At 43.9% G+C, this 20036-nt stretch carries 16 protein-coding genes and 2 tRNA genes; 14 read left to right on the forward strand and 4 right to left on the reverse strand.

What is annotated here, in order from left to right; genetic code table 11:
- Positions 1 to 159 precede the first annotated feature (159 nt).
- The 9 genes from tpiA (at position 160) to truB (ending at position 8470) form a co-directional block, all read left to right on the forward strand.
- On the forward strand, positions 160 to 981 hold the full coding sequence (gene tpiA / locus WDM69_RS09420; RefSeq protein WP_078306350.1) for a triose-phosphate isomerase: 822 nt from the start codon (positions 160 to 162) through the stop codon (positions 979 to 981).
- Between the two features lie 111 nt (positions 982 to 1092).
- On the forward strand, positions 1093 to 1404 hold the full coding sequence (secG, locus tag WDM69_RS09425) for a preprotein translocase subunit SecG (protein WP_078306351.1): 312 nt from the start codon (positions 1093 to 1095) through the stop codon (positions 1402 to 1404).
- Positions 1405 to 1573: 169 nt separating this feature from the next.
- Positions 1574 to 1658: transfer RNA gene (locus WDM69_RS09430), tRNA-Leu, on the forward strand.
- 116 nt (positions 1659 to 1774) lie between these two features.
- A tRNA-Met gene (locus tag WDM69_RS09435) sits at positions 1775 to 1851 on the forward strand.
- 190 nt (positions 1852 to 2041) lie between these two features.
- Complete coding sequence (gene rimP / locus WDM69_RS09440) at positions 2042 to 2536, forward strand: ribosome maturation factor RimP (RefSeq protein WP_078306352.1); 495 nt, start codon at positions 2042 to 2044, stop codon at positions 2534 to 2536.
- Positions 2537 to 2596: 60 nt separating this feature from the next.
- Positions 2597 to 4081, forward strand: coding sequence for a transcription termination factor NusA (nusA, locus tag WDM69_RS09445; protein ID WP_078306353.1), 1485 nt, complete (start codon positions 2597 to 2599; stop codon positions 4079 to 4081).
- A 137-nt stretch (positions 4082 to 4218) separates the two neighbouring features.
- Positions 4219 to 6948: a translation initiation factor IF-2 gene (gene infB / locus WDM69_RS09450; protein WP_078306354.1), complete on the forward strand. Its 2730-nt coding sequence runs from the start codon at positions 4219 to 4221 to the stop codon at positions 6946 to 6948.
- A 139-nt stretch (positions 6949 to 7087) separates the two neighbouring features.
- Complete coding sequence (locus tag WDM69_RS09455) at positions 7088 to 7495, forward strand: ribosome-binding factor A (RefSeq protein ID WP_078306355.1); 408 nt, start codon at positions 7088 to 7090, stop codon at positions 7493 to 7495.
- A 78-nt stretch (positions 7496 to 7573) separates the two neighbouring features.
- Positions 7574 to 8470, forward strand: a complete 897-nt coding sequence (truB, locus tag WDM69_RS09460; RefSeq protein WP_240494817.1) for a tRNA pseudouridine(55) synthase TruB — start codon at positions 7574 to 7576, stop codon at positions 8468 to 8470.
- 141 nt (positions 8471 to 8611) lie between these two features.
- On the opposite strand, the gene WDM69_RS09465 is transcribed toward truB, so the two are convergent.
- Both WDM69_RS09465 and dnaJ read right to left on the reverse strand, forming a co-directional pair.
- Positions 8612 to 9739 (reverse strand): RNA-guided endonuclease TnpB family protein, encoded by a 1128-nt coding sequence (locus WDM69_RS09465; protein ID WP_078306357.1) that lies wholly within the window; start codon positions 9737 to 9739, stop codon positions 8612 to 8614.
- 174 nt (positions 9740 to 9913) lie between these two features.
- Complete coding sequence (dnaJ, locus tag WDM69_RS09470) at positions 9914 to 11047, reverse strand: molecular chaperone DnaJ (protein ID WP_338755412.1); 1134 nt, start codon at positions 11045 to 11047, stop codon at positions 9914 to 9916.
- A 337-nt stretch (positions 11048 to 11384) separates the two neighbouring features.
- Here dnaJ and rnr point away from each other — a divergent pair, with 337 nt between their 5' ends.
- On the forward strand, positions 11385 to 13712 hold the full coding sequence (gene rnr / locus WDM69_RS09475) for a ribonuclease R (protein WP_338755413.1): 2328 nt from the start codon (positions 11385 to 11387) through the stop codon (positions 13710 to 13712).
- A 144-nt stretch (positions 13713 to 13856) separates the two neighbouring features.
- Here the strand turns inward: rnr and ftsW are convergent, their stop codons facing one another.
- On the reverse strand, positions 13857 to 15059 hold the full coding sequence (gene ftsW, locus WDM69_RS09480; RefSeq protein ID WP_338755414.1) for a putative lipid II flippase FtsW: 1203 nt from the start codon (positions 15057 to 15059) through the stop codon (positions 13857 to 13859).
- Positions 15060 to 15263: 204 nt separating this feature from the next.
- A complete protein-coding gene (gene murD, locus WDM69_RS09485; RefSeq protein WP_338755415.1) occupies positions 15264 to 16844 on the reverse strand; it encodes a UDP-N-acetylmuramoyl-L-alanine--D-glutamate ligase in 1581 nt (526 codons plus the stop codon).
- A 215-nt stretch (positions 16845 to 17059) separates the two neighbouring features.
- Between murD and WDM69_RS09490 the strand changes: the two genes are divergently transcribed.
- From WDM69_RS09490 to mraY, 4 genes are all read left to right on the forward strand, one after another.
- Positions 17060 to 17854, forward strand: coding sequence for a universal stress protein (locus WDM69_RS09490; RefSeq protein WP_338755416.1), 795 nt, complete (start codon positions 17060 to 17062; stop codon positions 17852 to 17854).
- A 157-nt stretch (positions 17855 to 18011) separates the two neighbouring features.
- Positions 18012 to 18350: a P-II family nitrogen regulator gene (locus tag WDM69_RS09495; protein WP_338755417.1), complete on the forward strand. Its 339-nt coding sequence runs from the start codon at positions 18012 to 18014 to the stop codon at positions 18348 to 18350.
- Positions 18351 to 18452: 102 nt separating this feature from the next.
- Positions 18453 to 18722: a hypothetical protein gene (locus tag WDM69_RS09500; RefSeq protein WP_338755418.1), complete on the forward strand. Its 270-nt coding sequence runs from the start codon at positions 18453 to 18455 to the stop codon at positions 18720 to 18722.
- A gap of 167 nt (positions 18723 to 18889) precedes the next feature.
- Positions 18890 to 20008, forward strand: coding sequence for a phospho-N-acetylmuramoyl-pentapeptide-transferase (gene mraY, locus WDM69_RS09505; protein WP_338755419.1), 1119 nt, complete (start codon positions 18890 to 18892; stop codon positions 20006 to 20008).
- Positions 20009 to 20036 lie beyond the last annotated feature (28 nt).

Genomic DNA, 20036 nt, shown 5'->3' on the forward strand with positions numbered 1-20036 from the left:
ATGCTTATGGCAAATGGAAAAATCAAGTCCATTTTAACAGTAAAAATTTGCTGTTAACTTTGCTATAATACACAGCTTGGGTTAAAAACCAAAGAAAAAAGGTCAAGTTTTGACAATCGAGCTTTGACAATCAAACATTGAAATTGAGGACGGCACGTCATGCACGCTTGGGTCATTGCAAACTGGAAACAACACCCTGCCACTAAGGCACAAGCGGTGTCTTTAACCAACGAATTGACAGATAAATTGGCACAAACATGGCAATCAGTAGAGCAGCACTCAGTAAAGCAACACTGCCAATTAATGATTATTCCAACCCATCTTCACTTAGATGCGGTGATAACGACAGCCGCCAATGCTTTAAATAAAAACATCACATGGCCTCATTTACAGTTTGGTGTGCAAGACATCAGCTCTCATGCCATCAGCACAGGGGCTTTTACAGGGGATTGTTCAGCTGGGCAAGCACAAGATTTGGGGGCAACTTGGACATTGGTCGGACATTCTGAGCGTCGCCAATATCACCAAGAAGGCAATGTGCAGCTGTTTCATAAAATCCGCTGTGCCTTAAAAGTTGGACTGGGGGTTGTTTTATGTGTGGGAGAATCTTTATCAGACCATCAAAATGCCCTCACACAAGAAACATTAACCAAGCAGTTAGCCGTGTTCGATCACTTGACAACAGATGAACTAACCCAATTATCTTCTCGTTTATTGTTGGCTTATGAACCAGTGTGGGCGATTGGCACAGGCAAAGTACCAGACTTACAAGAAGTCAATGAGACACACCAATTCATCAAAACACACATAAAAGAACATTATCCAAGCTTGGCAAACGCACCCATTTTATATGGTGGCAGTGTCAATGAAAGTAACGCTAGCGAATTTGCCAGTAGCAAGCTGGTAGATGGTGTGTTGGTGGGTGGTGCTTCTTTAGTGGCTGACAAATTTGTGCAAATCGCTCAAGCATTCTTAAAATAACGCAACCACTTAAAACCCAAACACATTAAAATCGAACCACTTAAGTTAAGAACCACTTTAAGCTAAGACGCTATGATGGTTTTTATCACAAATGATTAAATATGAGGCGGTATGTACACATTTATTTTGGCGTTACACATCATCGTTGCCATCAGCATGATTGGGCTGATACTGATTCAACATGGTAAAGGTGCTGATGCGGGTGCCTCTTTTGGGGCAGGTGGTGCTGGTACGGTATTTGGGGCAGCAGGCTCAGGTAATTTTTTAACTCGTACCACTGCCATCTTGACTGCCATCTTTTTCATCACCAGCATGCTATTGGCAGTACATGCCAAAGAACAAGCCAGTGACCAATATCGTTTGGACGTGCCTGTCACCAACTCAATGCCTGTTCATGACACGCCCACAAACCCAACACAATGACGTTACTGAGTCGCCCTTAGCTTAACCAAAAGGTTTAAAAGAGTAAAATAATTTACTTGCCAACCCCCCTTAAAGACAGTAGAATATTGCTCTTTATTTGGGGCTTGTCCCCAGTTTGGTCATGTATCAAGTTATAGTCAATATGTGTTAATTGTTTTATCTACAACATGCGATCGTGGTGGAATTGGTAGACACGCCATCTTGAGGGGGTGGTGCTTCACGGCGTGAGGGTTCAAGTCCCTCCGATCGCACCAATGTTAATCACATCATCGTTAATTGCTTCATCATTGAGCAACCCAAAACATAAAAATACTTTAAAAATACCTTGACAAAACATTTTATAATCGCTAGTATATGCCGTCTAAATTGATGCGGGGTGGAGCAGTCTGGTAGCTCGTCGGGCTCATAACCCGAAGGTCGTTGGTTCAAATCCAGCCCCCGCTACCACTTATTTCTTAATCAAATTTATTCATATTTATTGATAAGTTTGATATGATGAACCCACCAATTGTCTGTGGGTTTTTTTATACCTTAAATAAATCCGTAAAACATTGCAATGGTGTGTTGTTCATCAATCAACAATACCCATAAGCTTGATGCTTGTTATCTTTAACAATACTTTTTAACTTTGATATTTATGAAGCTATCCAGTAAAGTCAGTGAATTAAGCCAGCTCATTGCCCCAGCGGTTTTGGCTTGCGATGTGGCACTGTGGGGCGTTGAGTTTATCCCCCAAGGGCGACACTCATTATTACGCATCTATATTGAAGCCCTGCCTGATGCCAAGGCACAAGGCGTTCATGTTACCATTGATGACTGTGCTGCTGTTACCCATCAAGTCAGTGGGGTATTAGATGTTCACGATCCCATCGCTGGTGAGTATGTGCTAGAAGTGTCTTCCCCCGGCTTGAATCGTTCGTTTTTTTCCGCTGAACAGATGGCAGATTATGTCGGTGATACGGTGCATTTACGTTTGATTAACGCCATTACTTCAAAAGCAGGTAAACGACGCAAAGTGGCAGGCAAGCTTGAGCGTCTTGATACGGACAGTTTACAGCTTTTGAGTGAAGAAGGTGAATCCTTACAAATCCGATTGGACAACATCGATAAAGCCAATCTGATTTATCAATAAGACATTTAAGACATTTTTTAAGTTTATTTTCCCAATTTTTAATCACATAGCAGGTTTATCATGAGTCGTGAGATATTAACGGTTGTAGAAACAGTCAGTAACGAAAAAGGCTTAGACCCTGAAGATATCTTTGAGGCACTTGAACAGGCGTTGGTGGTATCAACAAAAAAGAAAGTATATACTGAACAGCCTGAAGTGGCGTTGCGAGTCGATATTGATCGAAAAACAGGCGACTATGATACCTATCGTTATTGGACGGTGGTTGCTGATGAAGATCACGAGATGCCAGCTTGCCAACTTGCCATCAGCGACTTAGACCCAAATGAATGGTCCATCGGTGATGTTAAAGAAGAGCAAATTGAATCAATTAAGTTTGGTCGCATTGCTGCCACCCAAGCCAAGCAAGTCATCATTCAAAAAATCCGTGAAGCTGAACGTTCATTGGTGGCAGATGCCTTTGAATCACGTATTGGTGAAATGATTTATGGTGAGGTCAAAAAACAAACTCGTGATGGCTACATCATCGATTTGGGTGATAATGTGGAAGGGTATTTATTCCGTGACCAAATGTTGCCTAAAGAGCAGTTGCGCGTCAAGTCTCGTATCAATGCCATTTTGTATCATGTTAACCGAGACAATCGTGGTCCACAGTTGCTATTGTCACGCACGCATTCTGATATGTTGGTGGCATTGATGCAAAAAGAAGTGCCAGAGATTGCTGAACAAATCATTGAAATCAAAGACGTGGCTCGCATACCAGGATTGCGTGCTAAAATCTCGGTTAAAACCAACGACCACCGCATTGACCCTGTTGGGGCGTGTATCGGTATGCGTGGTACTCGAATTCAAGCGGTACAGCAAGAGCTGGATAATGAGCGTATTGATGTGGTGGTGTGGTCAGATGATTCTGCTCAATACATCATCAGTAGCCTTGAGCCTGCAGATGTCAACAGCATTGTGCTTGACGAGGATACCAAAACCGCTGACATCATCTTTAGCACCAATGACCAGCTTGCCAGAGCCATTGGCTCCCAAGGTCAAAATGTCCGCTTGGCATCTGAATTGACAGGTTATCGCCTAAACATGATGCTCGAAGAAGAGTATCTCAAAAAACAAGAAAATGAAACCAAAACCTACATACAACTATTTTATGACCGCCTAGAGGTCGATGAGGATTTGGCACAAGCTTTGGTAGATATTGGCTTTACCAGCATTGAAGAGGTGGCTTATGTGCCTGCTGACACCTTTTATGACATCGACGGCTTAGATGACGATGCAATTAACATGATACAAGAGCGTGCCAAAGAAGCTGTGATAGCTGATGAATTGGTCAAACAGCAAAACATCAAACAGCCCAGTGAAGCGTTGCTCAATCTTGATGGCATGACAGTCGCTTGGGCATATAAACTGGCAGAGCAAGACATCATCACGGTTGATGACTTAGCAGAGCAAGCCATTTTTGACTTACAAGATATCGAAGGTCTGGATGAAGACACCGCAGGCAGGCTGATTATGACGGCTCGTCAATCGTGGTTCAACGAATAAGCATGATGGCAAAAAATCAAGGGTAAAACATCAGTTTGCAACCCATCATTTGATAAGATTTTTGCTAAATTGTGAGTATTTAAATTGTGAATAGTTCACTGGCAAAAATTAACATTTAAAAAAATAGGTGACATTTAATGGCAGATAAAACCGTCAAAGAACTGGCAGAGATGGTAAGTAAAACCGTCAGTGTTGTGCAACAACAGCTGATGGATGCTGGATTGCCTGCTCGTGGTGAAGATGACTTGGTCTCAGAGCTTGAGCAAGAGCAACTGGTTGCGTATCTAAAAAAAAGCCATGGTCAGCAACAAAAAAGACGCATCAGCCTAAAATCTAAAACCACCAGCACCGCACGGGTGACAGGCAGTTCAGGTAAAGCAAAGAGCGTCAATGTTGAAGTGCGTAAGAAAAAGACCTTTGACAAACCAGACCCCAAAAAGCTGGCAGAAGAAATTGCCGCTCGTGAACAAGCCGCTGCCCAAGCCAAAGCCAAAGCCGAACAAGAAGCTCTTGAACGTGAAAAAGCCAAAAAAGAAGCCCAAGAGCGACAAGCAGCCACATTGGCAGCCATGCGAGCCAGCCTAGGCAGTGGCAAATCAACTGATGGCAAAAATGATGACATCACCACCAGTGTGGTGGTTAAAAAAGGCAGTCAGGTTGCCCAAAATGCCAAAGCTGAAATTGAAGTTAAAGAAAAGAAAAAATCTCTCCCTAAGCCTAAAGTTGAGACCGATGCTGAGCGTAAAGAACGTGAAGCGTTAGAAGCTGAAGAAGAACGCTTGCGTCAATTAGAGGCCGAAGCCCGCCGTAAAGCCGCTGAAGAAGCCCAAAAACGCACCCTTGAGCAAATGCGTAAAATGGCTGGAAAATATACAGACCAAGAGCCTATCGCTGAGGTGCGTAAAGATGAGCCACTTGCTAAAGGCTTGGTGGGTGAGGCACTCGAAGAATCTTTTGAAAAAGAACGTCGTGAAATCAAACGTGGCTCTAACAGCACTGCTGTCAAGGGTCGTCGTCGCCGTAATCAAGAAGAAAGAGAGATTCGCAGTCCAAGTCGTGGACTTAAGTCTTCGCAAGCATCAAAACACAAATTTGAAAAACCTGTGGAAAAAATTATCCACAATGTGGAAATTAGCGAACAAATCGTGGTCTCTGACTTGGCACAAAAAATGGCAGTTAAAGTCCGTGAAGTGGTCAAGCTACTTATGAAAATGGGCGAAATGGTCAAAGACAATGATGAAATTGACCAAGCCACCGCAAGCCTTGTGGTCGAAGAGTTAGGACATAACCCCATTTTAATCAGCGATACCAAAGTGGAAGACGATTTACAAGAAGCTGTCAACGAACGTAGCAGTAATGTTCAGACTCGTCCTCCTGTGGTAACCATCATGGGACATGTTGACCATGGTAAAACTTCTTTATTGGATAAAATTCGTGAAAGTAAAGTCGCCTCTGGTGAAGCAGGTGGCATCACTCAACACATTGGGGCTTACCATGTTCAAACAGAACGTGGTGTCATCACATTCTTAGACACCCCAGGTCACGCTGCCTTTACCGCCATGCGTTCTCGTGGGGCTCAGGCCACCGACATCGTTGTTGTTGTGGTGGCGGCTGATGATGGCATGATGCCACAGACTGAAGAAGCCATTGACCATGCTCGTGCCGCTGGCACACCCATTATTGTTGCCATTAACAAAATGGATAAAGACACTGCTGACCCAGACCGAGTGCTCAATGAACTGACTGCCAAAGAAGTGGTCTCAGAAGATTGGGGGGGCGACACACCCATGGCTCGTGTCTCTGCCAAGACAGGTCAAGGCATCGATGAGTTGCTTGAATTAATCAGCTTACAAGCTGAGCTGATGGAGCTAGAAGCACCAACTGAAGGGGCAGCTCAAGGCGTGGTCATTGAATCCAAACTTGAAAAAGGCCGTGGTGCCGTGGTCAGCCTATTGGTTAAAAAAGGCACACTGAATCAAGGTGATTTGGTATTGGCAGGTGAATACTATGGTAAAGTGCGTGCCATGACCGACGAAAATGGCAATCGCATCAAATCAGCAGGACCATCTATCCCTGTTGAAATCATTGGGCTACCAGAGACCCCTGCTGCTGGCAGTGAATTTTTAGTGGTGTCTGATGAGAAAAAAGCCCGTGAAGTGGCAGAGTTCCGTGCCACACGTGAACGTGAGCAACTGCTTGAGCGTCAAAATAAGATGCGTCTTGAAAACATGTTTGATTCCATGGGTCAAAATGACGTGTCTTTATTAAACATCATCTTAAAAACGGACGTGCGCGGTTCTTTAGAAGCCCTACTTTCCGCTTTAAACGAGTTATCTACCGATGAAGTTAAGGTCAAGGTCATCAGCTCAGGCGTTGGGCCCATTTCTGAGTCTGACGTGAGTTTGGCAGAATCAAGTGAGTCGGTTCTTCTTGGCTTTAACGTGCGGGCAGATGGGGCGGCCAAACGAGCTGCTGAGCAGGCCAATTTAGACATTCGCTATTATAGCGTTATTTATGGTCTGATTGATGATGTCAAAGCCGCCATGAGTGGCATGCTATCACCTGAGCATCGTGAAGAAATTCTTGGTGTTGCTGAGGTGCGTGATGTGTTCCGCTCTAGTAAGTTCGGTGCAGCAGCTGGCTGTATGGTAATTGAAGGCACAATTTATCGTAACAAACCCATCCGTGTTTTGCGTGATGATAAGGTCATCTTCACAGGTCAGTTACAGTCTTTACGTCGCTTTAAAGATGATGTTAATGAAGTGCGTGCTGGCATGGAGTGTGGTCTTGCTGTTAAGGGCTATGATGTGGAAGTGGGTGATAAGATTGAAGTGTTTAATATCCAAGAAGTTCAACGCACCTTGTAGTTGACATGATTTGATGTTGATATTTTGCATGCAAAAGACCTATCAGATTCATTCTGCTCAGGTCTTTTTTACGCCCAGTTGCCATTAATAACACTTATTGCCACAATGCACTGATTGCTAAAATTAAACAGGAAATTTTATGAACCAACGTTTACAACGATTGTCTGACCAAATCCAACGTGAGCTTGCCGTGCTTATCCGTGATGACATCAATGACCCACGTTTAACAGGTTTTGTGACCATTTCTACTGTCAAAGTCAGCTCAGATTTGGGTTATGCTGATGTCTATGTTACCATCATGGAGCCTGATATGGCAGACTCTATGAGTAAGCAAGCACATAAAAATAGCTTAGAAGTGCTCAATAATGCGTCAGGTTTTTTGCGAACCCAGCTTAGCCATATTTTAAATACTCGCACCACACCAAGATTAAGATTTCATTATGATGAGGTCACCGCCCACGGTAATTATATGATGGACTTAATCCAGCAAGCAGTGAACAAGTCAGATACCAACCCCCCATCTAAAAATGATAATGATGCTGAATAATTTGGAAAACCCTTTGTGAACAAAACATTCACTAAAAAAGTCGTCTCTGGGGTTTTATTGCTGGATAAGCCCACTGGCATGACTTCCCAACAGCTGGTGTCCAAAGTCAAATACTTGTTTAAATCTGATGAGCATGACAGTCGCAAGGCAGGACACACTGGCACGCTAGACCCTTTGGCAACAGGTCTGTTACCCATTTGTTTGGGTGAGGCAACCAAATTTAGCCATTATCAGCTTGAAGCCGTCAAATCTTATCATGCCATCATCAAGCTGGGTGAACAAACCGACACAGGTGATGTGGATGGTCAAGTCATTGCCACTGCTGATGTGCCGTCTTTATCGGCTGACCAATTACACAGGGTAAGTTACGATTTTATCGGTGAGCTTAATCAAACCCCACCCATGTATTCTGCTTTAAAACAACAGGGCAAAAAGCTGTATGAATTGGCTCGAGAGGGCATAGAAGTGCCTAGACAAGCCAGAGGCATTCACATTTTTGAGTTATCATTAGAGCGTCATCAACACCTGCACGACACTCAGAACATCTATCTTGGCTTATCCGTCACTTGTTCAAAAGGCACTTATGTGCGGGTGCTGGCAGAAGACATCGCTAAGGCTTTAGGCACATTAGGACATCTAACCGCCTTACGACGCCTGCAGACTGGTGGATTTATGGTGGCAGATGCCATCAGTTTAGAGCAATTAGAGAGGTTATCACATGTTGAGCGATTGCACCTGTTATTGCCCATACAAGCCTGTTTACCAAATGATATGATGAGCATTGAGCTGGACGACAAACAAGTCGAACGCATTTGCCAAGGCCAGCGTTTGAGGGTTTTTGATGACACACCAAGTAAGCCACACATCACCATTGCCACAGAAGTTAAGTTACTTAACAAGGCTCAAACCTTCATCGGTTTAGGGTTGTTAGAGCCGACAGGTCGGCTACAACCAAAACGGATAATCAATCTTTGAGCCAATTTTTGACACACTCCCACCACCAAACCCAGCGGTAGGCGTGAGAATCTTTGTGACCCATAACAACCTCAACTTAGATTGAGTTGTTACCTTTCGCCAGTATACTTACGCTGATAAGTATCATACTGGGGGAACTCTTTATACAACACTAAGTCCTAGTGCATCAGCTAACGCTTGATGGCGTATATTGCTTGCTGCATTGATATCACGGTCATGCTGTGTTTGACAGCTAGGACACGTCCAATGACGCACCGATAACGGCAGACTGTCTAATTTGTGATGGCAATGCGAACAAATTTTACTACTGGCAAAGAACCGATTCACTTTTAGAATGTTTTTACCATGCCAATTTGCTTTATAATTGAGTAGGGCAACAAACTGCCCTAAGCCCACATCATTAATCGCTTTGGCAAGTTTTCGGTTTTTTACCATGTTTTTGACACCCAAATCTTCAAGTGCATAACTGGTAGCTTGGTTTTCGCAAATCAGTTTATGCGTGATTTTGTGGTGTAAGTCTAAGCGCTGGTTGCGTACTTTTTCATAAATACGAGCAACGGCTAATTTTTGTTTTTGATGGTTTTTACTTTGTTTTTGTTTGCGAGCAAAGATTTTTTGCTGTGCAGAAAGCCTTTGACTGGCTTTGGCTAAATGTTTTGGGTTATCAAACTTGCTGCCGTCTGATAAGTTAAGTAAGTGGCTGATGCCTAAGTCAATACCAACAGTTAGGCTAGGCTCTATTGTGGTGGGTGTTGGCAATATGCTATCCGTATCTACTAAAATACTTGCATGGTATTTGCCTGTGGCTGTCTTAGTGATGGTAACTGTTTTTATATTGCCAACAAATTCACGGCTAAATACGGTTTTGATGCCTTTGATTTTGGGTAGGTTGATGATGCCTTGTTCAAAGTTTATGGTGCAATGTTGGGGGCATTGATAACTTTTTCGTGGGATTTTTCTAGATTTAAAGCGTGGAAACTTGGCACGACCTTTGAAAAAATTAGTAAAAGCGGTATGGACATTTAGCAATGCATTAAGTAGCGATTGGCTATTGACTTCATTTAGCCATGCAAATTTAGCCGTTTTCTTTTTCTTGACTAATTGGTTTTGTATTTGAGTACGGGATAATGACTTGCCAAAGATTTTGTAATATCTATTTTGTAATGCCAATGCCCAATTATAAACAAAACGAACACAACCAAAGTGTTGTTCAAACGCTATGGCTTGTTGTTGGTTTGGGTAAATTCTGTATTTGTAGGCTTTGAGCATGGCTTGTTAGCTGATGAAATATGGGTATAATTTAGCATTGTTTTTATTTGGTGTCTGTTTTTATTTAGTGTCTATGACATCGAAAAACAAGAACGCCCTGACTAGGTCGCCTGTGCTTACATCTCCACCTAAATCAAAGATTATGGGTGGAGATGTAAGCAGGATAGGTTAAATTCAGTCAAATAAATCACCCAGTTTTTCAAAGAAAGATTTTTTCTTGGGTGATTGTTGGTGTGGTGGGTTGTCGCTGTCATGTTTATCCAAAGTCTCTTGGAATTGTTTGAGCAACTCTTTTTGTTCATAAGTCAAATTGACGGGCGTTTCTACCATGATGCGACAAATTAAGTCGCCTTTCATGGACGTACGCACAGGGGTTACGCCCTTACCACGCACTCGCAACAGTTTGCCACTTTGTGTGCCTTCACTGACTTTAATTTTGACTTTGCCATCTAAAGTGGGAATTTCAACTTCTTTACCAAGAGCGGCATCGGTGATGCTCACAGGCACATCCATGTACAAGTCAGCCCCTTGTCTGACAAAGACAGCATGCTCTTTGACACGCACTTCCACAAACAAATCACCACTTTGTATGCCTGCCCCGCCTGCTTCGCCTTCACCCGCCAAACGCACACGGTCGCCATCGTCCACACCAGCGGGGATATTCACCTCAAGCGTGCGAGATTTTTCTTTTACGCCACTGCCATGACAATCTGAACAAGGATTTTTGATTTTTTTGCCAGAGCCACCACAGTCTGGGCAAGTCTGTTGAACGGCGAAAAAGCCTTGTTGCATACGGATTTGTCCTTGTCCACGACAGGTCGGGCAAGTAACCACATCAGACGCATTTTTTGTACCTTTGCCATCACAGGCATCACAAGGAGAGGGGGCTTTGAAGCTGATTTCTTTTTTTACCCCTTTAACCGCTTCTTCTAAAGTCAGCTCCAACACGTATCGCAAGTCTGCCCCACGTCTGGCTCTTCCGCCCCCACGAGCTTGCCCAAATATGTCACCAAAGTTACCAAAAATATCACCAAAGATGTCTTGAAAACCCGCCCCACCAAAGCCACCACCGCCCATGCCATTTTCAAAGGCGGCGTGTCCCATGCGGTCATAAGCAGAGCGTTTTTGAGCATCACTCAGCACTTCATACGCCAAAGAAGCTTCTTTAAATTTCTCTTCAGCTTGTGGGTCATCTGGGTTGCGGTCAGGATGATATTTCATCGCCAATTTGCGATAAGCGCGTTTAATTTCTTTTTCATCGGCATTTTTATTAACGCCCAACACTTCGTAAAAATCTCGCTTGCTCATCAGGTCTCCTAGGCGGTTAATGGTTGGTTAAATTCATGGTTGGTTAAGCCAATAAAACAATAAAAATCAGTCATTTGGAACGAATTTTGCAGTCTTATCAATAAAAATCATTGTTATAATGGAGGTATTTATTCATTTATCAAGGCATGTCATGATAAAAGCCCTGCCATCTTATCAAATTTTGGTTGCTTAACTTTTGGTCGCTTCATTTCTCACTGTGCTTGTGAATAATTATGCTAAAATGGCTGATGATGCCTTGTTTATCCATTCAATTCATCTTATATTTCAATTCATCTTTGTTTAATTTATCTCTAGGCGATGACTTTTACGGAAAATTATGACTAAACACAACTGGAATGACCCCAACGCCCAAGCAGAAGCCCAAAAATACGACAACCCCATTCCCAGTCGCTTGTTAATCTTGCAAACACTGATAGACAATGATTCAAAACAAGGGCTGACACAATCACAACTGGCTCAAGTATTTGCCATCGATGATGAAGAGCGCTTTGATGCCTTAGGCAATCGCTTAAAAGCCATGGTTAGGGCAGGGCAAGTCAGCCGAGATGGCAGACCTTACCGCTATCGCCCCATTGATGACAGCGACACGGTCACTGGCACGGTATCAGCTCATGCCAAAGGGTTTGGTTTTGTGGTGTTGAACGACATGCCAGATTTATTTTTGCATGAAAAGCAGATGCGCTGGGTGTTCAATGGCGATACGGTCAGGGCAGTTGCCAGTGAGACCGATGGTCGTGGACGTGGTGAGGGACGGATTGTGGACATCGCTGAGCGTCAGCAAAGTCAGTTTATTGGCAGATTGGATAAGGCAGAAGATGGCTACTTTGTCAGCCTTGCCAGCCCCAATAACCATCAGCCCGTTACCGTCAGTGATGATGATGTTAAACAAAGTGGGGCAAAGCTTGGGCACCCTGTCAAAGTAAACATCATCGATTGGCCAAACCAGCATGAATTTGCCACAGGCAAGATTGTCGAGGTGATGGTTGATGATAATGACCGAGAAGTCATCATTGAGACCACGCTGCTTAACTATGATATTCCCCACGAATTTAGCAAAGAAGTGCTTAAGCAAGCCAATGCTTATGATGAGCCTAGCCATGCTGACATCAAAAACAGAATTGACTTAAGAGATTTGCCACTGATTACCATTGATGGTGAAGATGCACGTGATTTTGATGATGCTGTCTATGCTGAAAAACGTGCTGGTGGTAACTACCGTGTGGTCATTGCCATTGCTGATGTCAGCCATTATGTGATTGCCAACTCACCGCTGGACCACGAAGCCTATGAACGTGGTACGTCCGTGTACTTCCCACACCGTGTTATCCCCATGTTGCCAGAAGTGCTGTCTAATGGGCTATGTTCATTAAATCCCCATGTTGATCGCTTGTGCATGGTCGCTGACATCAAAGTGTCCAGGACAGGCAACATCACAGGTTATGAATTTTATCCTGCTGTCATGCACTCACAAGCTCGCCTAACCTACAATCAAGTCAACGCCTATTTTGATGATGACACAGATTCCAACGTGCCTAAAACGCTGACAGACAACACACTGGTCAAAAAATCGGTTGATGTGCTGTATCAATTATATCAAGTGCTGTTAAAAAAACGTGAACAGCGTCATGCCATGGAGTTTGAAACTGCCGAAACTCATATCAAGTTTGATGAAGCAGGTGGCATTAGCGACATTATGGTACGCACTCGTGGCGACGCTCACAAACTCATTGAAGAGTGCATGCTGTTGGCAAATACTTGTGCTGCCAAATTCGCCCTACAACACAACCTGCCTGTGTTATACCGCAATCATGACCGCCCTGATGCTGAAAAATCCTTGCGTATTCATGAATACGCCAAAAACTTTGGCATTAAATTCCCAGAAGAAAACCCAACACAAGCTGATTATCAACGTTTAATACAAGCAACCAAAGACCGCCCCGATGCCGTCAGCATTCATAGCATGTTGCTTCGTTCGATGATGCAAGCCAACTATGCCCCAGAGAACATCGGACATTTTGGCTTGGCTTATGACGAATACAGTCACTTCACATCACCCATTCGCCGTTATCCTGATTTGATGCTACACCGTGCCATTAAAAATAAAGTTACAGGTAAAAAACAAACCACAACCGACTTTACGTTAAGTGAAGCCGCCACCCAAACATCAGATACCGAACGCCGAGCCGAAGAAGCATCTCGCTTTGTGGAGACATGGCTTAAATGTCATTATATGTCACAACATGTGGGGGAAGAATTTGATGGAACGGTCAGCACAGTAACCAATTTTGGGTTATTTATCACGTTAAACGAGCTGTTTATTGACGGCTTGGTGCATATCTCGAATGTGGGCAATGATTATTTTGTCTATGACGAACGCCAACAACAGTTGATTGGCAAAGACACAGGGCTATTATTTGGCTTAGGCGACCAAGTGCGTGTGCAAGTTGCTGGTGTTAACATGGACTTGTTACAGATTGATTTTGAATTGCTTGCCAAATTAAAAGCAAGTGAGATGAACCAGTCAAAGGCAGATAAAACCACAAAGAGCAAAACAAAAAAACGCAACAATAAACGTAACAATAAAACCAATCATGGCAGTCGCTCTGGCTCAGGGCGTGCTAAAAAAGCCAAAACAAAAGACTAGGGCGTGTTAAACATTGATAACATTTTATTGAGAATTGATATTATTGAGAATTGATAAAAATTGAAAATTTTAATCCATTTTTCATTGCAAATATCAAAGTTCAACCGCCTTGGCACAGCAACCAGCAAAAACAGAAGCAAAGCATCAATAATTGCGACAATCGTCCACCTTAATGATGTCGCTTTCTTTGCTCATGCGATAAGTCATTCCAATGATAATCAAACACACCACCATAGATGTGCCACCAAAGCTAAAAAATGGCATGGTCAAACCCTTGGTGGGCATCAGGCCCATGTTCATGCCAGCATTCACCACCGTTTGCCCCACAAACATAATGGCAAACCCAAACGCCATATAGCTGATGCGCATCTGGTTACGTTTTAGGGCGGTGATGCTGATACGCATCATGCTTGCCACCAAAGTGGCTTGGAGCATTAACACCAACCCCACACCAAAAAAGCCCAACTCTTCACCTGTAATCGCCAGCACAAAGTCAGTATGGGCTTCAGGCAGATAAGACAACTTCTGTATGCTGTTGCCATAGCCAACCCCATGCCACTCACCCCGCCCAAAGGCGATTAAACTGCGTGATAATTGATAGTCTGAGCCACTTAAATCATCAAATGGGTCTAAAAATGACATGGCACGAATGCTGCGATAATCCGAAAAATAAATGGCGGTGGCGAACAAAAATACCGTCATGATAATCATGCCAATGTATAAACCAATCGGAGCGCCAGCAACATAGAATATTGCCAGCATGCAACCTGTGATGATGACCACTGAACCAAAGTCAGGCTGAGCCAAAATGATGGCAAACATCGTCCCTGAAATCAAAAACAGTCGCATCACCCCACCCCAGCTCTCACGCACCTCTGATGAACGCCTGACCACAAAGTTGGCAGTAAATACGATGATGGCAAGTTTGGCAAGCTCTGCTGCCTGTAAGTTAATGATGCCCAAATCCAGCCAACGTTTTGCCCCATTGATGGGCGTGGTCAATAACGTCATTACCAGCAATACCATCACAAAAAGTAAGGCAAACACCTCTAAAGTCAGATTAAATACCCACTTAAGTGGCACAAAAGTAACAACATAGGCTGCCACCATGCCAACCAAAATATACGACAGCTGTCGCCAAAAAAAATGTAGTTGGGTTAACGCCTCATGATGTAAGGTAAAGGGAATGGACGCAGATGTTACCATCAGTAAGCTAAGCACCAATAAGCACGCCACACAACTGAGCATCACCGCTCTGGCAGATGGCAGATACCAATAGTCAGATGGTTGATGTTTGAAAAAAGGAGTCAACTTAGGACGGTTAGGCGGATTGACAGACTTTGACATAAATTTTTGACACAACCTCAATTTTGACACGGCTTAGAATTAAAAGCCTAGAATTGAAAGCTTAGGATTAAAAACCCAGATTGGCAATTTGGGCGTTTAACACAAGAAAACCAACCAAACAATCCAAACCTAGCTAACGCAATGTGCTTAATGTTCTTAACCTAAAAAAATGGCACAAACCCATATAAAAGATAAAGGCAACAGTTAAAATTCTAATAACGCTTGCACCAAAGTTACAAATTGCTCGCCACGGTCAACAAAGCCTTTAAACTGGTCAAAGCTGGCACAAGCAGGCGATAACAACACCGCTGTGATGTTGGTGGTGCTGTTTTGGCTAGCAAACTTAGCATCATTCACTGCTGTCGCCAAAGTTTGGCTATGCTGACAAATGACATTGCTCGCCAAACCAGCTTGCTTCAGCTGTTCTTCAATGATGTGAGCATCTTCACCGATAAACAGCAAATGACTGACATATTGATTCACCAAATCAACCATATCACCAAACGCCTGCCCTTTGCCTTGACCACCCAAAATCAGCATCATTTTGCCTTCTTGTGGCGATGTGTGAGTATGTTGTTGGGCATAACTTTCTCCCAAGCCTTTGATTGCCGCCATGGTAGAACCGATGTTTGTTCCTTTGGAGTCATTATAATAATCAACCCCTGCCACTTGAGCAACAAACTGACAACGATGTGGCAAGCCGTTAAAAGCAGATAGGGTGGTCAGCATGCTGTCCATTGGCAAGCCTGCCAACTCTCCCAGTGCCAGTGCTGACAACGCATTGATATGATTATGGCGACCCTTGATGAGTAAGTCATTGACATTCATCAATCGGTCATTGCCCTTTGCTAAAAAGGTCTGCCCATCACCATCAGTCATCAGTCCATACTGCCCCTTATCTGGGGCATGGTTACCGACACTGATTTTTCTTAACTCATCAAGCGTCAAATCATCAGCAACCAAATCATCAGCAACGGGATAAGTTAAGGCATCATCACGATTGATGACCACCGACTTTGCTCCTTGAAAAATACGATGCTTGGCTTGATGGTAGCTGAGCATGTCGCCATGACGGTCTAAATGGTCAGGCGACATGTTCAGCACGGTTGCCACATGAGCGTTGAGATGACTGACCGCTTCTAGTTGAAAGCTAGACAGCTCAAGTACTGCCATCTCAAGCTTAGGGTCTGCCAGCAGCTCAAGGGCAGGCGTACCAATATTGCCCCCCACGCCCACCTGCACACCCGCATCTGTTGCCATTTGTCCAACCAAGGTAGTAACGGTGCTTTTGGCATTAGAGCCTGTGATGGCGATGATGGAAATTGGTTTGCCATCAGTCGTTGTGCGATGACTTAAGGCATCACAAAACAACTGAATGTCATTGACAATGGGAATGCCTGCTTGTTTGGCATTTTGTATGGCGGTGATGTTGGGATTAACCCCTGGACTGATGATGATGCGACTGGCTTTTAACAACAACTCACCATCAATCTTACCAAACTGACGAATGCTGACCGCTTCAGATAACTGTGTTGCCAATGGGGGATAGCCAGCATCGGTTACCGCCACTTGATGACCTTGAGCCAATAAAAACTTAACCGCTGATAACCCCGATGCCCCAAGCCCAATCACCACCTGCAAACCATCAACCTGCAAACCATCAACTTTGTCTGACCACTCAGACCGATAAGATGGCTCAGATTGTGATGCGTTTGATTGTGATAAAGATGATAAGTTGGGTATGTCAGTGGTCAAATCAGTGGCAAAAAGGGCAGAAGATGGCATGATAAACTCTTGGTTGGCAGTGTGTGTTGATGGTAAGATGCGTTAACGATAAGATGCGTGGCTGGTCATTGGCATGCTGGTGATAATTAAGGTATTATACCGCATTCACGCATGCATTTTTCACGCATTCTTTTTTTAAGATTGACGCATTAAGATTAACGCATGGATTTGGTATTTTACAGTTAACATTTTAGTCGCAAGGCTGGTCATTATTCGTGCCACACCACACTCTAAAACACAACACCCTAAAAAACAGTACCCTAAAACCTGATGGCATCATCGCTTTTTTGGACGCACCTGACACCATCAAAACCATTTTGGACAGCAGTATTTGGGCAGCCCAGCGATTGCACAACCCCATTACCCTACTCTATTCATGCCCTGATGCCCAAGCCAAGCAAGATAGCAGCAAGCAGTTACTACAATCTGCCACTGTCTATTGCAATGAACACTGTTGTAAAGAGCCCATTTATTCCCTACACCGCCACTGTAGCATGAGTGAGAGTTTGGATTATGTGGATACCAGTGCCAGCCTTATCATCACAGGGCGTACCCTGACTTGTCAATCAACGTTGGCAAACTTTATCCGCCCAAGCCATCGTCCGATTTTGGTTACCGCAGACACATTCATCACCCCAAGCTCAGCATTATTGGCATTTGACAACAAACCCACCTGCCATCGCTTGCTTGATTGGGTGGTCGAAATGCCGTTGTTACGTGGCATGACCTTGCATGTGGTCATGGTGGCAGAAATCACCAACAGCAACCAAGACGCACTCAGAGAAGCCTATGTCAAATTAACCCAAGCAGGCTATAAATGCAAAAAACAGCTGATTCATAGTCGACATGTGGCATCTGCCTTATTGTATTATCAACAAGAACACAAGCTTGATATGTTGGTGTCTGGTGCGTTTGGGCAATCTCGCCTAAGACAATGGCTACAGGGCAGTGATACTGAGCATCTGTTGCAAGGCAGTGACACAGCGTACTTACTATTCCCTAAAGCTTAGTTTAAAGCTTGGTTATTCCCTAAAGCTTAGTCGATGTCATGGTTAGAAAACCTTAACTTTTTGCCTTGTTGTGAATACATTTGCCATGATGTTTGGCTATGATGATGACAGAGTTATCACTTAAAATAACCTTATAAAACCGTCAAGGAGCTGTCTGATGAAACTGGTAACCGCAATTTTAAAACCCTTTAAACTTGATGACGTGCGAGAAGCCTTATCAGAACTGGGAGTCAATGGTGTAACCGTCACTGAAGTGAAAGGCTTTGGACGACAAAAAGGACACACCGAACTGTATCGTGGGGCAGAATATGTGGTGGACTTTTTGCCCAAAATCAAAATTGAAGTGGCGGTGACTGCTGAGATGGTCGAGCCTGTGATTGATGCCATTACCAAGGTTGCCAGCACTGGCAAAATTGGTGATGGTAAAATCTTTGTGGCCCCACTTGAACAAGTCATTCGCATTCGCACAGGTGAGACAGGCGCAGATGCCATTTAATGCGTGTCATGCTTGTGTTAAGTCATCAATTCTCTTTTATGCCCCTTTGTTTTATGCCCTTTTTATGACCATCTCACACAAACAACTTCTAAAGGACTTCTGATGCCCCACCCCAAAATGCACACCCCAAACCTAGTGGATAACAACATTAACCGCATTGCCCAGCTGTTCCCCCACTGCATCAGCGAAAAAGCAAAAACCGACGCAAGCGGCAACATCATCAAAGACAAAAACGGACACCCCATCACCCAGCGTGGCATTGACTTTGAACTGCTAAAACAAGAATTGTCGCATGCCATCATTGACGGCAGTCAAGAACGCTACTGCCTAAAAATTCATCACCAGCGAACGTGCCATCGCCACCGACCATGACAAAATCAACATCAAAGAGCGGTTTAAACAGCTTAGCCCCCATACGGACGTGCGTTTTATTTGATGAATGCCTGTATCCAGCAAAAAAATGACGTATAATAAATAAGGTTTTATTTTTACCTAATTTTTTACCTAACTTTATTTTTACTTAACTTGGGGTTGTTGTTGTGCTGGTATGGTTATTTGAGTGGCTAAGCCAATTTTATTCTCCGTTTTCAGCAGTGTCATCATTGACTTTGCGAGCATTGCTGGCGGTGCTGACCACACTTGCCTTTAGCATTATGTTTGGTGGCAGAACCATACGTCATTTACGTCAACTTAAATATGGTCAAGCCATACGTGATGATGGCCCACAATCACATTTGGTCAAAACAGGCACGCCAACCATGGGTGGCGTGCTGATTTTGTCCGCCATCGGAGTGGCAACCTTGCTTTGGGCAAGGTTAGACAACCCTTATGTTTGGATTTTAATGTTGGTGATGGTCATTTTTGGGGGGGTTGGTTGGGCAGATGATTGGCTAAAAATCAAGTATAAGAACCCACAAGGACTCATTGCACGTAAGAAATACGCTTTTTTATCGCTTGGGGCGTTGATTTCTGGTGGGGCAATGTATTATTGTGCCATACAGGCTTCTGACATTGCCACCACTCACGCCATGCAGGACTTACTCATTCCCCTATTTAAAGACTGGATTGTGCCTTTTTCATCAGTACCGTTTGGGCTTGGGTTCATCATTTTTACTTATTTTGTCATCAATGGGGCATCTAATGCTGTTAATCTCACCGATGGTTTAGATGGGCTTGCCATTTTGCCTGTGGTGTTGGTGGCAGCAGGGCTTGGGGTGTTTGCTTATGTGACAGGCGATGTTCGTTTTGCCAATTATTTGCATGTGCCTTATATTGTCCATAACTCAGAGGTAACCATTGTCTGTGCGTCCATGATTGGTGCTGGGTTGGGCTTTTTGTGGTTTAACGCCCATCCTGCTCAAGTGTTTATGGGTGATGTGGGGGCATTGGCATTGGGGGGCATGCTCGGTACGATTGCGGTGATGACTCGCCAAGAGATTGCTTTTGCCATCATGGGAGGGTTGTTTGTGGCAGAGGCCTTATCGGTGATGTTACAAGTGGGTTCTTATAAACTGCGTAAAAAACGAGTGTTTCGCATGGCACCTTTGCATCATCATTTTGAAGAGATTGGTTGGAAAGAGACGCAAGTGGTGGCACGTTTTTGGATCATTTCCATCATTTTGGTGGTGCTTGGGCTGATGACCTTAAAGCTTCGCTAAAAAACAGCACAAAAAATTGCCGTCATCA

It is taken from the genome of Lwoffella lincolnii, from assembly GCF_037201985.1.
GTDB lineage: Bacteria > Pseudomonadota > Gammaproteobacteria > Pseudomonadales > Moraxellaceae > Psychrobacter > Psychrobacter lincolnii.

Bases quoted from the DNA above. Each gene is read 5' to 3' on its own strand.
- tpiA (WP_078306350.1), top strand. From the start codon at position 160: ATGCACGCTTGGGTCATTGCAAACTGGAAACAACACCCTGCCACTAAG.
- secG (WP_078306351.1), top strand. From the start codon at position 1,093: ATGTACACATTTATTTTGGCGTTACACATCATCGTTGCCATCAGCATG.
- rimP (WP_078306352.1), top strand. From the start codon at position 2,042: ATGAAGCTATCCAGTAAAGTCAGTGAATTAAGCCAGCTCATTGCCCCA.
- nusA (WP_078306353.1), top strand. From the start codon at position 2,597: ATGAGTCGTGAGATATTAACGGTTGTAGAAACAGTCAGTAACGAAAAA.
- infB (WP_078306354.1), top strand. From the start codon at position 4,219: ATGGCAGATAAAACCGTCAAAGAACTGGCAGAGATGGTAAGTAAAACC.
- WDM69_RS09455 (WP_078306355.1), top strand. From the start codon at position 7,088: ATGAACCAACGTTTACAACGATTGTCTGACCAAATCCAACGTGAGCTT.
- truB (WP_240494817.1), top strand. From the start codon at position 7,574: ATGACTTCCCAACAGCTGGTGTCCAAAGTCAAATACTTGTTTAAATCT.
- WDM69_RS09465 (WP_078306357.1), bottom strand. From the start codon at position 9,739: ATGCTCAAAGCCTACAAATACAGAATTTACCCAAACCAACAACAAGCC.
- dnaJ (WP_338755412.1), bottom strand. From the start codon at position 11,047: ATGAGCAAGCGAGATTTTTACGAAGTGTTGGGCGTTAATAAAAATGCC.
- rnr (WP_338755413.1), top strand. From the start codon at position 11,385: ATGACTAAACACAACTGGAATGACCCCAACGCCCAAGCAGAAGCCCAA.
- ftsW (WP_338755414.1), bottom strand. From the start codon at position 15,059: ATGTCAAAGTCTGTCAATCCGCCTAACCGTCCTAAGTTGACTCCTTTT.
- murD (WP_338755415.1), bottom strand. From the start codon at position 16,844: ATGCCATCTTCTGCCCTTTTTGCCACTGATTTGACCACTGACATACCC.
- WDM69_RS09495 (WP_338755417.1), top strand. From the start codon at position 18,012: ATGAAACTGGTAACCGCAATTTTAAAACCCTTTAAACTTGATGACGTG.
- WDM69_RS09500 (WP_338755418.1), top strand. From the start codon at position 18,453: ATGCCCCACCCCAAAATGCACACCCCAAACCTAGTGGATAACAACATT.